The sequence below is a fragment of the Streptomyces sp. NPDC020597 genome, assembly GCF_044335095.1.
GTDB lineage: Bacteria > Actinomycetota > Actinomycetes > Streptomycetales > Streptomycetaceae > Streptomyces.
In genome coordinates, this window is record NZ_JBIRUL010000019.1 from 40,247 (window position 1) to 53,593 (window position 13,347).

Sequence of the window (13,347 nt, forward strand, 5' to 3'; positions counted from 1 at the left end):
GCTACTGCTCCCCCCTGTGGTCCTGAGGCCCGCCCTGCTCAGGCACGCGTGGCGCGCTGAGCAGTTCGGCGGCCGCCTGCTGGAAGCGCAGGACGGCTTGTTCGGCGACGCGCAGATCGCAGGGCGCGCTCCACAGCATGCGCCGCGCCGCGTCGTAGCGCTCGATGAGGAACGGGTCCTCGGCGAGCCCGTGGCGGGCGACCTTCGCCTTGTACGCGTCGAGACGGCCGCGCAGCTCCGCGCGGACCGCCAGCGGCTGGGTGACCGCGCCCAACGACTCGCGGGCACGCAGCAGTTCGTCCTCCGCCTTCTGCTCCAGGGACTCCAGGAGCGGGGACAGGCGGTGCCACTGGGCATGGCGGCGGTACTCGGCGGCCGTCGCGAGCTGCTCCTGGAGCACGGTCGGCGGGCCGCTGACCACCGGCACCTCGATGGCGGCGATCTTCGCCAGCACCTCGCCGCGCGCGGCGCGCGCCTCGGCGAGGGTGCGGTCGGCGCGACTCAGGACGTCCCGCAGCCGCACCAGCCGCTGCTCGGCGTCCTGGCGGACCGTCAGGACGGCGTCGATCTCCCTGCGCACGTCGTCCAGGGCGCGGGCCTCGCGGTCGTACACCGTGGTGTCGGGACGGCCGCCGCCCGGCGCCGAACTGCCCTGCGCCGGCGTCCAGTAGGCGAGCGGGTCCGACACCACCTGTTCGCGCAGCGCGGTCAGCGTGTGCGTGATGCGCTCGAGGTCGTCGCCCGCCGGGTGCTCGCCGGGACGGACGCCGACGGAGTGCGCCAGCCGGCGGGTGCGCTGGAGCTCCGCGGCCAGTAAATCTATCCGGGCGGGGAGCGCCGACCAGACGGCGTCGGCGGCCACGACCATGTCCAGCGACGACGCGTACAGCTCGTTCATCCGGTCGACGAGCGTCGTCAGCGAGAAGCTCTGGCTGAGCTTGCCCGCGCCGTGCAGCGTCGGTGCGTTGGCCGTCGGACCCGCGAGCGAGCCCGCGACGGTGACGGACTCGCCGCGCAGCAGCTCCGTCAGCTCCACCAGGTCCTCACGACTGGACCAGCGGCGGCGCGAGCGGATCTCGCGGGCGCCGCGCAGGGCGGCCGTGTACGCGTCGAAGTACGCCCACAGCAGGGTGATCGACGCCTCCGCGGACGCCCAGCGCTCCTTGGTGACGCCGGTGAGCTCGGCGCCTTCGAGGAGCCTGCGGCCCGCGTGGTCCTGCAGGGCGAGGAGCGAGGTCTCGATCGCCTCGTGTTCCGCGCCGAGCCGCGCCAGCGCACGGTCGACCTCGTCCCGGTCCATGACCGGCCCGGGGGGTCCCGTGACGCCCATCGATCACCTCTCGCTGCTGTGTCGGTCCGCTGCTCTGTCTGTCTGCCCCGCCCGCCGGCCCCGCGGCGTGCCGCCGGCGGTGGCCGTCAGCTCGTGCGCAGGTACTGCGGCGGTGTGGGCGGCCTCGACGTGGCCGCGTCACCGCCCAGTGTGGCCGACAGCCACTTGTCGTACGACGCCTGCCAGCCGCTCGCGCTGTACGACACCAGGATCTGGTTGACCCGGCGCACCAGATCGCTCGCGCTGCTCTTCATCGCCACGCCGTAGTACTCGGTCGTGAACGGCGCGCCCTTGAGCTCCACCGTCGGGTCCTGTGCGGCCTGACTGGCCGCGAGCGCACCGTCGGTGACCACCGCGTCCGCCTCGCCGAGCTGCAACCGCACCAGGCAGTCGAGCTGGTTGGGGACGGAGGCGATCGTGGCGCCGGCGGCGAGCTTGCCGGCCCGTTGGTCGTCCGTCAGCCTGGTGTAGGCCGTCGAGCCGGCCGCCGCGCAGATCTTCTTCTTCGCCAGCGTGGCGTCGTAGCCCTTCACGGGCGAGGACTTGGGAGCGAGGACCTGCTGGCCGGTTTTGAAGTACGGCGCGGAGAAGGCGACTTCGCCGAGCCGGCTGCAGGAGATCGTCATGGTGCGCACCACCATGTCGACCCGGCCCTCCTGGATGGCCGGGACGCGCTGGTTGGTCGGGATGGCCTTGAACTGCACGGCGTTCGGGTCGCCGAGGATGTCCTGGGCGATCCGGTGGACCAGGTCGATGTCGAAGCCCTCGAGCTCCGCGCCGGAGTTGTTGGGATCGCGGTAGCCCCAGCGGTAGCTGTTCTGGTCGACGCCGACGACCAGTTTGCGCTTCTCGCCCTGCCGGGCCTTGATCGCGGCGATCGTCGCACCGTCCGCACTCGACGGAGCCAGCGTCTGCTTCTCCGGGTCGGTGCAGCCGGCGTCGGTCGCCGGAGCGCCCGAAGCGAGGCCCCGGCCGCCCTGGCCGGCTCCCGCGTCGGCGGCCGGTCCCGAGCCGGCCGACGGCAACATCAGCACGAAGGCCAGCGCGAGGGCGCACAGGCCTGCCATCGCGCCTACTCCGCCCCAGCCCTTCAGGCCCGCCCGCACCCGTCGCACAAGCATCGTCACGCCCCCCATCACCGGTACTCCGACAGCCTGCGGCCGATGCCGAGGATCGCGCCCGCCGCGCCCAGGACGGCGAGCGCGGCGGCGCCGGCCGGCAGCCCCGTCATCGCGTCCAGACCGCCGCTCGCCGCCTTCCGGAACTCGAGCCGCTCGTGCTCCAGTGCCGTGGCCAGATTGTCGTCGACGCTGTCGAAGCACGCGCCGGTCGCGTCCTTCCCGCCGATCACCAGGGCCAGCGCCTGCTCGTAGTTGCCGTTGTCGTCCTGCGCGCGGGCCGCGGCGTGGCGCTTCTTCCACTCCGTCATGTTGCTCTCGGCCGACGCGACCGGCTTCTCGCCGGACTCGTCGTCGGCGAGTTTCGCCGCCCGGGCGAGACCCTTGCCGAGGTCGGCCATGTCGGTGGTGAAGTCGTGGTCGTACTTGTCGAGCGTCAGGTCCTTGCCGTCGGCCGTCACCTTCACCGTCTCGGCGCCGCGCGCCACCAGGGTGAGGTTCTCGTTCCCCCGGGCCTTGAGGGAGGCGATCCGCGCGTCGTGCAGCACGTTCAGCGAGCGGACGCCGTGCTCGTAGGAGTCGTCGAGCCCCGCGCGGGCCACGCTGTGCCCGACCACCAGCCAGAGCAGCACGACCGTGGTGGCGGCCGTCGCGGCGACCAGTCCGTGGTTCAGGACCCGGTTGGTACGGCGGTAGTTGCGGTGCTGCGCCCAGGCCAGGCCCGCCAGCGCGATCACGCCGAGCGCGATCGCCGCCCACGGGTAGGGGGTGGCGTCGCCGTAGTCGTCCTGCAGCCGCCGGTTCTCGCTGTCGTAGAGCTCCTGGGCCGCCGGGAGCATCTCGTCCTGCATCTTCTGGTTGGCGTAGCGCAGATAGGCGCCGCCGACCGGGAAGCCCTGCCGGTTGTACGTCCGCGCGCGCTCCACCAGGCCCTTGTACTCGGGCAGCATCGTGTTCAGCTTGACGATGTACTCGTTCGAGGCGGAGTCGGCGTCGGCGCTGTTGGCGGCGTTGACGAGCTTCTCGGCCGCGTTGTCGATGTTCTCCTCGTAGCGCTGCCGGGACGTCGCCGTCTCCTGGCCGCCCGCCAGGAAGCCGCTGGAGGCCGCCGTGTTGGCGCCGGCCAGCGACCGGTAGATGTCGGCCGCGGCCGAGCTCAGCGGCTGGCTCTTGTGCAGCACGTCGTCGGCGGCGGCCGCGCGGTCGGTGGTCTGCCACGCGGTCACCGCGCCGAAGGCGACGACGAGCAGGGCGAGGACGGCGCCGATGACCCGCAGCCGCCCGGGCTCGGTGGTCGCCGCGGCACGGGCCTTGTCGAGGCCCTCGGCGAAAGCCGTCCGGCGCGGGCCGGACGGCGTCGGCGCAGGCGCCTTGACCGGCGGTGGTGCCGTGCTGGTTGCCGGATCTGCCACTGTTCGACCTCCCCCATGGTCATCTCCCGCCGGTCAGTATCCCTGGCGGGAGCGGTACTGCGCACCGGCCTTCACTGGATCTTGATCAGATCGCAGCTGCCCCTGTCCATGAATACGCCTGGGGCGGGTGTTCGGTTCCTTCCCGGGGGTATGCGCCGGTTTCGGTGCGCGGGGCGTCGTGGCTGGTCGCGCGCCCCCGTGGCGGAGCCACGGCCGCCGCGTCTCGGCCCGTGCCGGCGTCTCGGCCCGTGCCGGCGTCTCGGCCCGTGCCGGCGTCTCGGCCCGTGCCCGCGTCTCGGCCCGCGCCCCCGCGTCTCGGCCCGCGCCCCCCGCCGGGGGCGGCTCAGCCTTCGAAGAAGGCGCGCGTTCTGTCCTGCGCCGCCACCTCCGCTCCCGTCCGGTCCAGGCCCAGCAGCGCCGCCCCCAGCACGGGCCGTGCCCGCACCACGCGCGCGACGGCCTTCGGGGCCCGCGCGGCGAGCAGCTCCCGGACACGGTCGTCCAACTGCCCGTGCCCCGCGGTCAGGACGCCGCCGCCGAGCAGCACCGGCGTCTCCTCCGCCAGCAGATCCAGACGGGAGAGGGCCACCGCCGCCATCGTCACCACCTCCTGGGCCAGCCGGTCGACGATCGCGCGCGCCACCGGGTCGCCCGCCGCGGCCGTCGCGAAGAGGACCGGGGTCAGCTCGTGACGTCGGGCCGGCGGGACGTGCTCCAGGTGCAGGGCCTCGATCAGCGCGTACATGGAGGGGAGCCCGAAGTGGGCGGGGAGCGCACGCGCCAGGTCCGTCGGTCCGCCCCTGCCGTCCGCCGCCCGCGCCGCGTGCCAGAGGGCCTCCTCGGCCAGGCCCCAGCCGCCGCCCCAGTCGCCGGACACCCGGCCCAGGGCCGGGAAGCGGGCGGTGCGGCCGTCGGGGCGCATGCCCACGCAGTTGATGCCGGCGCCGCAGACCACGGCCACGCCCCGGGGTTCGGCCACGCCCGCCCGCAGGATCGCGAACGTGTCGTTGCGGACGTCGACCGACGCGCCCCACGCGCGCGCGTCCAGCGCCGCCGACAGCTGCTCCTCCTCCACGGGCAGGTCCGCGTTGGCCAGACAGGCCGAGACATGGGACGCCGCCGTCACCCCGGCCGCCCCGTACGCGCGCGCGACGGTCTCGGCGAGGGCGTCCATCGCCGCCGTCACGCCCACCGCGGGAGGACGGAAGCCTTCGCCGCGGGCCGTGGCGAGGACCTCCCCGTCGGCCGCGACCACCGCGACGTCGGTCTTGCTGTTGCCCGCGTCGATCGCGAGGACACCTGCCGTCAGGCCCACGCGAGGTGCTCCCGGTTGTGTGCGATCAGCCGGTCCGTCAACTGCTCGGCGTACGCGAACTGGCCGATCAGCGGGTGTGCCAGGAGGGCCTTGAACACCCGGTCGCGGCCGCCGTGCAGGGCCGCCCGCAGGGCCAGCTCCTCGTAGGCCGTCACCTGCGCCGTCAGACCCGCGCAGAGCGGATCGAGCGGCGTCACGGGAAGCGGCGTCGCTCCCTTCCGGCTCACGGCCGCCTGGACCTCGATCACCGCGTCGTCCGGGAGGAAGGGCAGTGTGCCGTCGTTGCGCGTGTTCACCACCTGGTAGGGGCTGCCCGTGCCGGTCAGCAGCGCCGCGGCCAGGTCCACCGCGGCCTCCGAGTAGTAGGCGCCGCCGCGTTTCGCGAGCAGCTCCGGCTTCTCGTCCAGCGCGGGATCGGCGTACAGCGACAGCAGCCGGCGTTCCATCTCGGCCACTTCGGACGCCCGCGAGGGCTTGGTGCGCAGCTCGCGGACGACCTCGTCGTGCGCGTAGAAGTAGCGCAGGTAGTAGGAGGGGACCAGACCGAGACGGTCCAGGAGCGGGCGGGGGAGCCGCAGGTCGGCGGCGATGGCGTCGCCGTGGCCGGCCAGCAGGCGGGGCAGGACGTCCTCGCCCTCGGGCCCGTGCAGCCGTACCCCGGTCTCCCAGGTGAGGTGGTTGAGGCCCACGTGGTCCAGGTGGACGTCCGCGGGGGCGACGTCGAGCAGCGCGGCGAACTTGCGCTGGAGTCCGATCGCCACGTTGCACAGGCCGACGGCCTTGTGGCCGGCCTCGAGCAGCGCGCGGGTGACGATGCCGACCGGGTTGGTGAAGTCGATGATCCAGGCGTCCGGGTTGGTCCTGCGGACCCGCTCGGCGATGTCCAGGACCACCGGGACCGTGCGCAGCGCCTTCGCCAGGCCGCCCGCGCCGGTCGTCTCCTGGCCGACGCAGCCGCACTCCAGCGGCCAGGTCTCGTCCTGCTCACGGGCCGCCTGGCCGCCGACGCGGAGCTGGAGCAGCACGGCGTCGGCGCCCTCGACGGCCCGGTCGAGGTCGTTCGTCGTCACGACCGTGCCGGGGTGGCCCTGGCGGGCGAGGATGCGCCGGGCCAGGGCCCCCACCAGTTCGAGGCGTTCGGCCGACGGGTCGACGAGGACCAGCTCCTCGACGGGCAGGGTGTCGCGCAACCGGGCGAAGCCGTCGATCAGTTCGGGGGTGTAGGTCGAGCCGCCGCCGACCACGGTGAGTTTCATGCCTTGTTAACCCTTCACTCCGGTGAGGGTGACACCTTCGACGAACGCCTTCTGCGCGAAGAAGAACACGAGGATCACGGGGGCCATGACCAGCACGGTGGCCGCCATGGTGAGGTTCCAGTCGGTGTGGTGCGCTCCCTTGAAGGACTCCAGGGCGTAGGAGAGGGTCCACGCGTCCGGGTTCTCGGAGGCGTAGATCTGCGGGCCGAAGTAGTCGTTCCAGGCGGCGAAGAACTGGAAGAGGGCCACGGCGGCGATGCCGGGCTTCGCCATCGGCAGGACGACCTTCAGCAGGGTGCGCAGGTCGCCGCAGCCGTCCACCTTCGCCGCGTCCAGGTACTCGCCCGGGATGGTCAGCAGGAACTGGCGCAGCAGGAAGATCGAGAAGGCGTCGCCGAACGCCAGCGGGATGATCAACGGCCACAGGGTGCCGGACAGGTCCAGCTGCTTGGCCCAGAACAGGTACATCGGGATGACGACCACCTGCGGGGGCAGCATCATCATCGAGATCACCAGCATGAGCGTCAGGTTCCGGCCCCGGAAGCGGAACTTGGCCAGCGCGTAGGCGACCGGGATCGACGACAGGACGGTGAGGACGGTCCCCAGGCCGGCGTAGATCAGCGTGTTGCGCCACCAGGTGAGGAAGCCCGGGGTGTCGAAGACCTTCCGGTAGTTGGCCCATTCCCAGGTGTGCGGGATCAGGTCCCGGCTGAGCGCCTGCGAGTCGCTCATCAGGGAGGTCAGGAACACGAACACGAACGGGAGGGTGAAGAAGAGCGCGGCGGCGACGCCGAGGGAGTGCACCGCGATCCATTCCAGCAGCGCCCTGCGGCGGGCGGTGCGCTCGGCGGGCGTGGACGTGGTCGTCAACTCGGCCGGGCGGTCCAGTACTTGCGTCATAGGGGTCAGTCACCTGCCTGGATGAGCCCGCCCCGGCGCCGCATCAGCAGCGCGGTGAACGCCATCGACAGGGCGAACAGGACGAGGGCCACGACGCACGCCGAGCCGTAGTCGAAGCGCTGGAAGCCGAGGTTGTAGACGAGCTGGGGGAGGGTGAGGGTGGAGTGCTCCGGGTAGCCGGGCTCGAACATGGTGCCCGCGCCCTGGATCACGCCCGAGGCGACCTTTCCGGCGACCAGGGGCTGGGTGTAGCACTGCATCGCCGCGATCACGCCGGTGACGACCGCGAACATGATGATCGGCGAGATGTTGGGGAGGGTGACGAACCGGAACCGCTGCCAGGCCGAGGCGCCGTCCAGCTCCGCCGCCTCGTACTGCTCCTTCGGCACGTCGAGCAGTGCGGCCATGAAGATGACCATCAGGTCGCCGACCCCCCACAGGAACATCAGCGTGAGGGCGGGTTTGGACCAGTCCGGGTCGTTGAACCAGCCCGGCGCCGGGATGCCGACGTTCGCGAGGAGCGAGTTGACGGGTCCGGTGCCGGGGTTGAGCAGGAACGCGAAGGCCATGGTCGCCGCCACCGGCGGGGCGAGGTAGGGCAGGTAGAACAGCGTGCGGAAGACTCCGGTGCCGGTCTTGATCTTCGTGATCAGCATGCCGATCCCGAGCCCGAACAGCACCCGCAGGGTGACCATGATCACGACCAGCCACAGGGTGTTGCGCAGCGCCGGCCAGAAGAAGGGGTAGTGCTCGAAGACGTACGTCCAGTTCTTCGTGCCGCTCCAGGTCGGCGGCCGGAAGCCGTCGTAGTGCATGAACGAGAAGTAGACGGTCGAGATCATCGGGTACGCGAAGAAGACCGCGAAACCGATCAGCCAGGGCGAGAGGAAGGCGAGGGTGCGCAGGGCCGAGCGCCGGTGCTTCGCCCTCAACGTGTGGGTCGTCGCCATCGCTACTTCGCCTGCGCGATGTCCGTGTCGATCTGCGCGGCGGCCTTCTTCAGCCCGGCCGTCAGGTCGGTGACCTTGCCGCTCTCGTAGTCGTAGCCGAGCTGCTGGACGGTCGTCAGGTAGACGCCGCCGTTGACGGACGCCGGGGAGGTGGTGGAGTTCGGGTTCGCGGCGATGTCCAGGAACGTCTTGAACCGCGGGTCGTACTTCAGGGCGGGGGACTTCAGGGCGTCCAGGGTGGAGGGCACGTTGTGGATCGCGTTGGAGAAGGCGACGACCGCGTCCGTGTCGGTGGTCATGTACTTCACCAGTTCCCAGGCCGCGTTCTGCTTCTTGCTGGTGGCGGCGATGCCGGCGATGGTTCCGGTGATGTAGCCCCTGCCGTACCGGGCCGCCTGGTCGTCCGGGACGGGCAGCGGGGCGACGCCGATCTCGAAGGCGGGCTTGGCTTCCAGGGCCATGCCCAGGCGCCACTCGCCGTCCAGCTGCATGGCCACCTGGCCGGTGTGGAAGGGGTGCCCCGGGCCCCACTCGTCGCCGAGGCCGGCGCGGAAGGTCTCCAGTTTCCTGAACCCGCCGAGCTCGTCGACCAGCTTCTTCTGTGTGGTGAAGGCCGCCGCGACGGCCGGGTCCGTGCCGATGGTCGACTTGCCGGACGCGTCGAAGTAGGTCGGCCCGAACTGGCCCATGTAGTGCTCGGTGGTCGTCTCCCAGCCGTGGTAGTTCGGCATGAAGCCGAGCTGCTTGTAGGTGGCGCCCTGGGTGATCGTCAGCTTCTTGGCGTCGGCCGCGAACTCGGACCAGGTCTTCGGGGGAGCGGTGATGCCGGCCTTCTCGAACGCCGTCCGGTTGTAGTAGAGGCCGTAGGCGTCGCCGAGCAGCGGGACGGCGCACCGGTCGCCCTCGAACTGGGTGTACTCGTTCATCGCCTTCGGGAACGTCGTCGCCGGGTCGATGTCCGCCTTCTTGAAGAAGGGGTTGAGGTCGACCAGGGCGCCCGACGAGCAGAACTTGCCGACGTTGTTGGTGGTGAAGGACGAGATCACGTCGGGCGCCGTGCTGCCGCCGGCCCGCAGCGCCTGGTTGATCTTGTCGTCGGTCATGTTGCCGACGACCTTCACATGGATGTTGGGGTGCGTCTTCTCGAAGCCGGCGACCAGCGCCTGCACGGCCTTCACCTCGTTCGGCGCGCTCCAGGCGTGCCAGAAGGTGAGGGTCGTCTCCTTCGACGCGTCGTCGCTCGCGTCGGAGGAGGACTGGCCGGTGCAGGCGGTCGTGCTCAGCAGCAGAGCGGTGGAAGCGGTGAGGGCGAAAGCCGCTTTTCGGACGACCTCGGGTATGCGTGTGGGCATGGCGGAGCCTTCCAGGGACAGGGCGGGGTGAGGTGAGGCGAGGTGAAGAGGCGGAGGACGGGTCCGCCGCGGGTTACGGGTTCACGGAATGACGGGCGAGGGGTGCGGGGTGTGGCTCAGCGCGAGGTGTCGAAGACCTCGTCGCGGGTGGCGGCCAGCGCGCTCTCCAACGCGCCGCGCAGCACGGGCCGTTCGGTGACGTCGCCCATGACCAGCTTCGGCCGGGACGCCGCCAGCTCCTCCAGTTCGTCCTGGACGAGGGCGCGCAGCACCTCGCCGCCGGCCGTCAGGGAGGCGCCGCTGAGGACGACGAGTTCGGGGTCGAGTACGGAGACCAGCGAGGCGAGACCGGTCGCTAGCCGGGTGGCGTAGGTCTGGAGCAGCAGCCGGTGCAGGGCCGTGTCCTCGGCGGCGGCCCGCCGTACGAGCGCGGCGGCGACCTCGGCGTACGGCCCCTCGGGGACGTCGTCGATGCCGAGTTCCCGGGCCAGCCGGGGGACGGCCTGCGAGCCCGCCAGCTCCTGGTAGCCGCCGCTGTTGGCCTTGGTGACCTGACGGACCAGGGGTGCGCCCGGCACCGGCAGGAAGCCGACCTCGCCCGCGCCGCCGGTCCAGCCGCGGTGCAGCCGGCCGCCGAGGACGAGGGCGGCGCCGAGCCCGCCCTCGTTCCACAGCAGGACGAAGTCCTCGTGGCCGCGGGCCGCGCCGAGCCGCTGTTCGGCGACCGCGGCGAGGTTGACGTCGTTCTCGTACTCGACCGGCATCGGCAGGGCTGCGGCGAGTTCGTCGAGCAGCGCGGGGGAGTGCCAGCCGGGCAGGTGCGAGGCGTAGCGCAGCCGACCGGTGGTGGGGTCGAAGGCGCCGGGGGTGGCGACGACGAGCCGGCGCACGTCGTCCCGGGTGAGGCCGGCGGCCTTGACGGCGCCGTCAAGGGCGTCGGTGACCTGCCGTACGACGGCTCCGGCGGTGTTCCTGCCGGGCGTGGGCACCTCGTGCGCGCCCACGGTCCGGCCGGTGATGTCGGCGACGGAGGCGAGGACGCGTTCGGGGGTGACGTCGAGCCCGGCGGCGTACGCGGCGACCGGGTTGACCGCGTAGAGCTGGGCGTTGGGGCCGGGTCGCCCCGCCGTGGTGCCGGTCGCGAGGACCAGCCCCGCCGCCTCCAGGCGGGCCAGGAGCTGGGAGGCGGTGGGCTTCGACAGGCCGGTGAGCTTGCCGATGCGGGTACGTGACAGCGGGCCGTGCGTCAACAGGAGGTCGAGCGCGGCGCGGTCGTTCATGGCGCGCAGGACGCGCGGGGTGCCCGGCGTGCCGGCGGTTCCTGCCATGGGGTCGACACCTGCCTCTCTGAACTGCCCAGCTTCTCAAGTCCGCCGGACGCACGTCCACATCCGGTCACTGTTAGGAAAGTTTCCTATCGGTGGAAGGGAACGTAAGCCCGGGGCGAAGGGGTCGTCAAGGTGCGAAACGACAAACGCCCCCGAGGCAACGCAGTCGTTACCGGGGGAGCGTCTTGTTCGCCCGTGGGCGGGAGACTCCGACGCCGTCGGAATCCCCGCCCCTGTCTCGAACGGGTGTGCTGAGCTGTTCCGAAGTGTTCCGCTACCTCGGCGAGGGGGTGGTCGTCGCCGCGCGGGGCTGGGCGATCGGCGTCGCCGCCGCCGACTGCGGGGACTCCGCGTCGGCGAACGCGGAGGGGGCCGCGACCGCGGGAGACGGGTCCGCAGGGTCCTCCGTCGCGGTGGCGGTCGCGCCGCCCACGATGCGGATGTCGGCCGCGTCGAAGGCGCGCTTGACCCGCCAGCGCAGCTCCCGCTCGACCGCCGCGGACTTGCCCGGCATCGTCTTCGCGGAGACGCGGACCACCATCGAGTCGAGCAGGACGCTGTCCAGGCCCAGGACCTCGATCGGGCTCCACAGGAGCTCGTTCCAGGGCTCCTCCTTGCTCATCTTCTCCGCGACCTCGTCGAGGGTGGCCTTCACCCTGTCCAGGTCCTCGGACGCCTTGACGGTCACGTCGACGCCGGCCGTCGCCCAGCCCTGGGAGAGGTTGCCGATCCGCTTGACCTCGCCGTTGCGGACGTACCAGATCTCCCCGTTGTCGCCGCGCAGCTTGGTCACCCGCAGGCCCACCTCGATGACCTCGCCGGCGGCCACGCCCGCGTCGATCTGGTCGCCGACGCCGTACTGGTCCTCGAGGATCATGAACACGCCGGAGAGGAAGTCGGTGACCAGGTTGCGCGCGCCGAAACCGATCGCGACACCCGCCACACCGGCCGAGGCCAGCAGCGGGGCCAGGTTGATCTCGAAGGTGCCCAGCACCATCAGCGCGGCCGTGCCCATGATCAGGAAGCTCGCCACCGAGCGCAGCACCGAGCCGATCGCCTGCGAGCGCTGACGCCGCCGCTCGTTGTTGACCAGCAGTCCGCCCAGCGCCGTGCCGTCGACCGAGGCCACGGTGCGGTTCATCCGGTCGATCAGCTTGGTGATCGCCCGCTGCACCACCACTCTCAGCACCACCGCGATCACCAGGATCAGCAGCACCCGCAGACCGATCGCCAGCCACGTCGACCAGTTCTGCTCGACCCAGCTGGCCGCGTTCGTCGCGCTCTCCTGGGCGTCCTGGAGCGACGGGACCGTCACCGCCGACGGCGACTCCGAGGGAGTCGGCGACGGCGACGAGTCGGCGGCCAGTAGGACGGCGGGCAAGGACACGGCAGGTACCTCCAGGTGCTGCACTGCTCCATCCGGTGCGGCGGTCGGGGGCGACGCGCTCGGCGAGGTCACGGAAAGGTCACCGGACGGACAGAACCACCACACTAACGGGGCATTGTGAGTGGCTCGGCGCGATCGGTGAAGGAGAGACGGTGCTCACCTGCGCTTGAACAGGCCATGATCCCGGGGAGGCGACAGGGTGTGGTCGAAAACACTCCCAGCCCGTTACCGGGACATGGTGGCGCGTCCAGCAGGCGAGAGGGGACACTGACCACAGATCGTCCCGGCGCGAGCCACGCGCCGCCGACGCCCAAGGAGGCATCCGTGCCGCACGTCCTGGTCCTCAACGCGTCGTACGAACCACTCGGCGTCGTACCGCTCCGCCGCGCGCTCGTCCTCGTCCTGGAGAACAAAGCGGTCTCCCTCGAGGAATCCGGCGCCTTCCTGCACAGCGCGACCGTCACAGTCCCCGCACCCAGCGTGGTCCGGCTCAAGCGATTCGTCCGGGTCCCCTACCGGGGGCCCGTCCCGCTGACCCGCCGGGCGCTGTTCGCCCGGGACGGGGGCCGGTGCATGTACTGCGGTGGCGTCGCAACCAGCGTCGACCACGTCGTCCCGCGCAGCCGCGGGGGCAAGCACGTGTGGGACAACGTCGTGGCGTCCTGCCGCCGCTGCAATCACACCAAAGCCGACCGGCACCTCGTCGAGATCGGCTGGCGACTGCGCCACAAGCCCGCGCCGCCCTCCGGCCTCGCCTGGCGCATCATCGGCACCGGCCACCGGGATCCGCGCTGGCTGCCGTACCTTCAGCCGTACGGCGCGGACGACGCCCTGGCCAGGATCGACGGCATCTCCGCCTAGGGCCGTGGCCGCGAAGGCGCGCCGTGAGCCTCGCGGCAGACCCTTCCGGTCACGGCGCCGGTGTCTGTCCGGTCGCCCCGGGCCGGCCATGCGCCCCGGGCCGCCATGGGTGCCGCGCGCCGCCGCCGGGGCCTCGCA

The 13,347-nt window shown here is 71.7% G+C and carries 11 protein-coding genes; 1 reads left to right on the forward strand and 10 read right to left on the reverse strand.

Translation table 11 applies throughout. The annotated features are described in order from the left end of the window. Nucleotide 1: 1 nt before the first annotated feature. The 10 genes from ACH4ZA_RS27850 to ACH4ZA_RS27895 form a co-directional block, all read right to left on the reverse strand. The gene (locus ACH4ZA_RS27850; RefSeq protein ID WP_319282496.1) at nt 2-1,330 is read right to left on the reverse strand and encodes a hypothetical protein; all 1,329 of its coding nucleotides are present in this window, start codon (nt 1,328-1,330) and stop codon (nt 2-4) included. A gap of 86 nt (nt 1,331-1,416) precedes the next feature. Next, nucleotides 1,417-2,451 carry a glutamate ABC transporter substrate-binding protein gene (locus tag ACH4ZA_RS27855; RefSeq protein ID WP_398432200.1) on the reverse strand — a complete coding sequence of 345 codons (1,035 nt, stop codon included), beginning with the start codon at nt 2,449-2,451 and terminating at the stop codon, nt 1,417-1,419. Between the two features lie 14 nt (nt 2,452-2,465). Continuing rightward, a complete protein-coding gene (locus ACH4ZA_RS27860; RefSeq protein WP_398432154.1) occupies nt 2,466-3,860 on the reverse strand; it encodes a hypothetical protein in 1,395 nt (464 codons plus the stop codon). Between the two features lie 343 nt (nt 3,861-4,203). After that, nucleotides 4,204-5,175 (reverse strand): N-acetylglucosamine kinase, encoded by a 972-nt coding sequence (locus tag ACH4ZA_RS27865; protein WP_398432155.1) that lies wholly within the window; start codon nt 5,173-5,175, stop codon nt 4,204-4,206. Continuing rightward, entirely contained in the window at nt 5,166-6,431 is a 1,266-nt protein-coding gene (locus ACH4ZA_RS27870; RefSeq protein WP_398432156.1) for a 6-phospho-beta-glucosidase, read from the reverse strand. The genes ACH4ZA_RS27865 and ACH4ZA_RS27870 overlap by 10 nt, the downstream gene beginning before the upstream one ends. A 6-nt stretch (nt 6,432-6,437) precedes the next feature. After that, nucleotides 6,438-7,331 (reverse strand): carbohydrate ABC transporter permease, encoded by an 894-nt coding sequence (locus ACH4ZA_RS27875; RefSeq protein ID WP_398432157.1) that lies wholly within the window; start codon nt 7,329-7,331, stop codon nt 6,438-6,440. A gap of 5 nt (nt 7,332-7,336) precedes the next feature. Beyond that, a complete protein-coding gene (locus ACH4ZA_RS27880; protein WP_319279171.1) occupies nt 7,337-8,281 on the reverse strand; it encodes a sugar ABC transporter permease in 945 nt (314 codons plus the stop codon). A gap of 2 nt (nt 8,282-8,283) precedes the next feature. Continuing rightward, nucleotides 8,284-9,633, reverse strand: a complete 1,350-nt coding sequence (locus ACH4ZA_RS27885; protein WP_319279172.1) for an ABC transporter substrate-binding protein — start codon at nt 9,631-9,633, stop codon at nt 8,284-8,286. Nucleotides 9,634-9,749: 116 nt separating this feature from the next. Further along, nucleotides 9,750-10,961: an ROK family transcriptional regulator gene (locus ACH4ZA_RS27890; protein ID WP_319279173.1), complete on the reverse strand. Its 1,212-nt coding sequence runs from the start codon at nt 10,959-10,961 to the stop codon at nt 9,750-9,752. Between the two features lie 274 nt (nt 10,962-11,235). Beyond that, nucleotides 11,236-12,348: a mechanosensitive ion channel family protein gene (locus ACH4ZA_RS27895; RefSeq protein ID WP_319279174.1), complete on the reverse strand. Its 1,113-nt coding sequence runs from the start codon at nt 12,346-12,348 to the stop codon at nt 11,236-11,238. Nucleotides 12,349-12,672: 324 nt separating this feature from the next. Between ACH4ZA_RS27895 and ACH4ZA_RS27900 the strand changes: the two genes are divergently transcribed. Next, a complete protein-coding gene (locus ACH4ZA_RS27900) occupies nt 12,673-13,209 on the forward strand; it encodes an HNH endonuclease (protein ID WP_057574627.1) in 537 nt (178 codons plus the stop codon). Nucleotides 13,210-13,347 lie beyond the last annotated feature (138 nt).

Coding starts and splice junctions, on each gene's coding strand:
- ACH4ZA_RS27850 (WP_319282496.1), bottom strand. CDS start 1,330: ATGGGCGTCACGGGACCCCCCGGGCCGGTCATGGACCGGGACGAGGTC.
- ACH4ZA_RS27855 (WP_398432200.1), bottom strand. CDS start 2,451: ATGCTTGTGCGACGGGTGCGGGCGGGCCTGAAGGGCTGGGGCGGAGTA.
- ACH4ZA_RS27870 (WP_398432156.1), bottom strand. CDS start 6,431: ATGAAACTCACCGTGGTCGGCGGCGGCTCGACCTACACCCCCGAACTG.
- ACH4ZA_RS27875 (WP_398432157.1), bottom strand. CDS start 7,331: ATGACGCAAGTACTGGACCGCCCGGCCGAGTTGACGACCACGTCCACG.
- ACH4ZA_RS27880 (WP_319279171.1), bottom strand. CDS start 8,281: ATGGCGACGACCCACACGTTGAGGGCGAAGCACCGGCGCTCGGCCCTG.
- ACH4ZA_RS27885 (WP_319279172.1), bottom strand. CDS start 9,633: ATGCCCACACGCATACCCGAGGTCGTCCGAAAAGCGGCTTTCGCCCTC.
- ACH4ZA_RS27890 (WP_319279173.1), bottom strand. CDS start 10,961: ATGGCAGGAACCGCCGGCACGCCGGGCACCCCGCGCGTCCTGCGCGCC.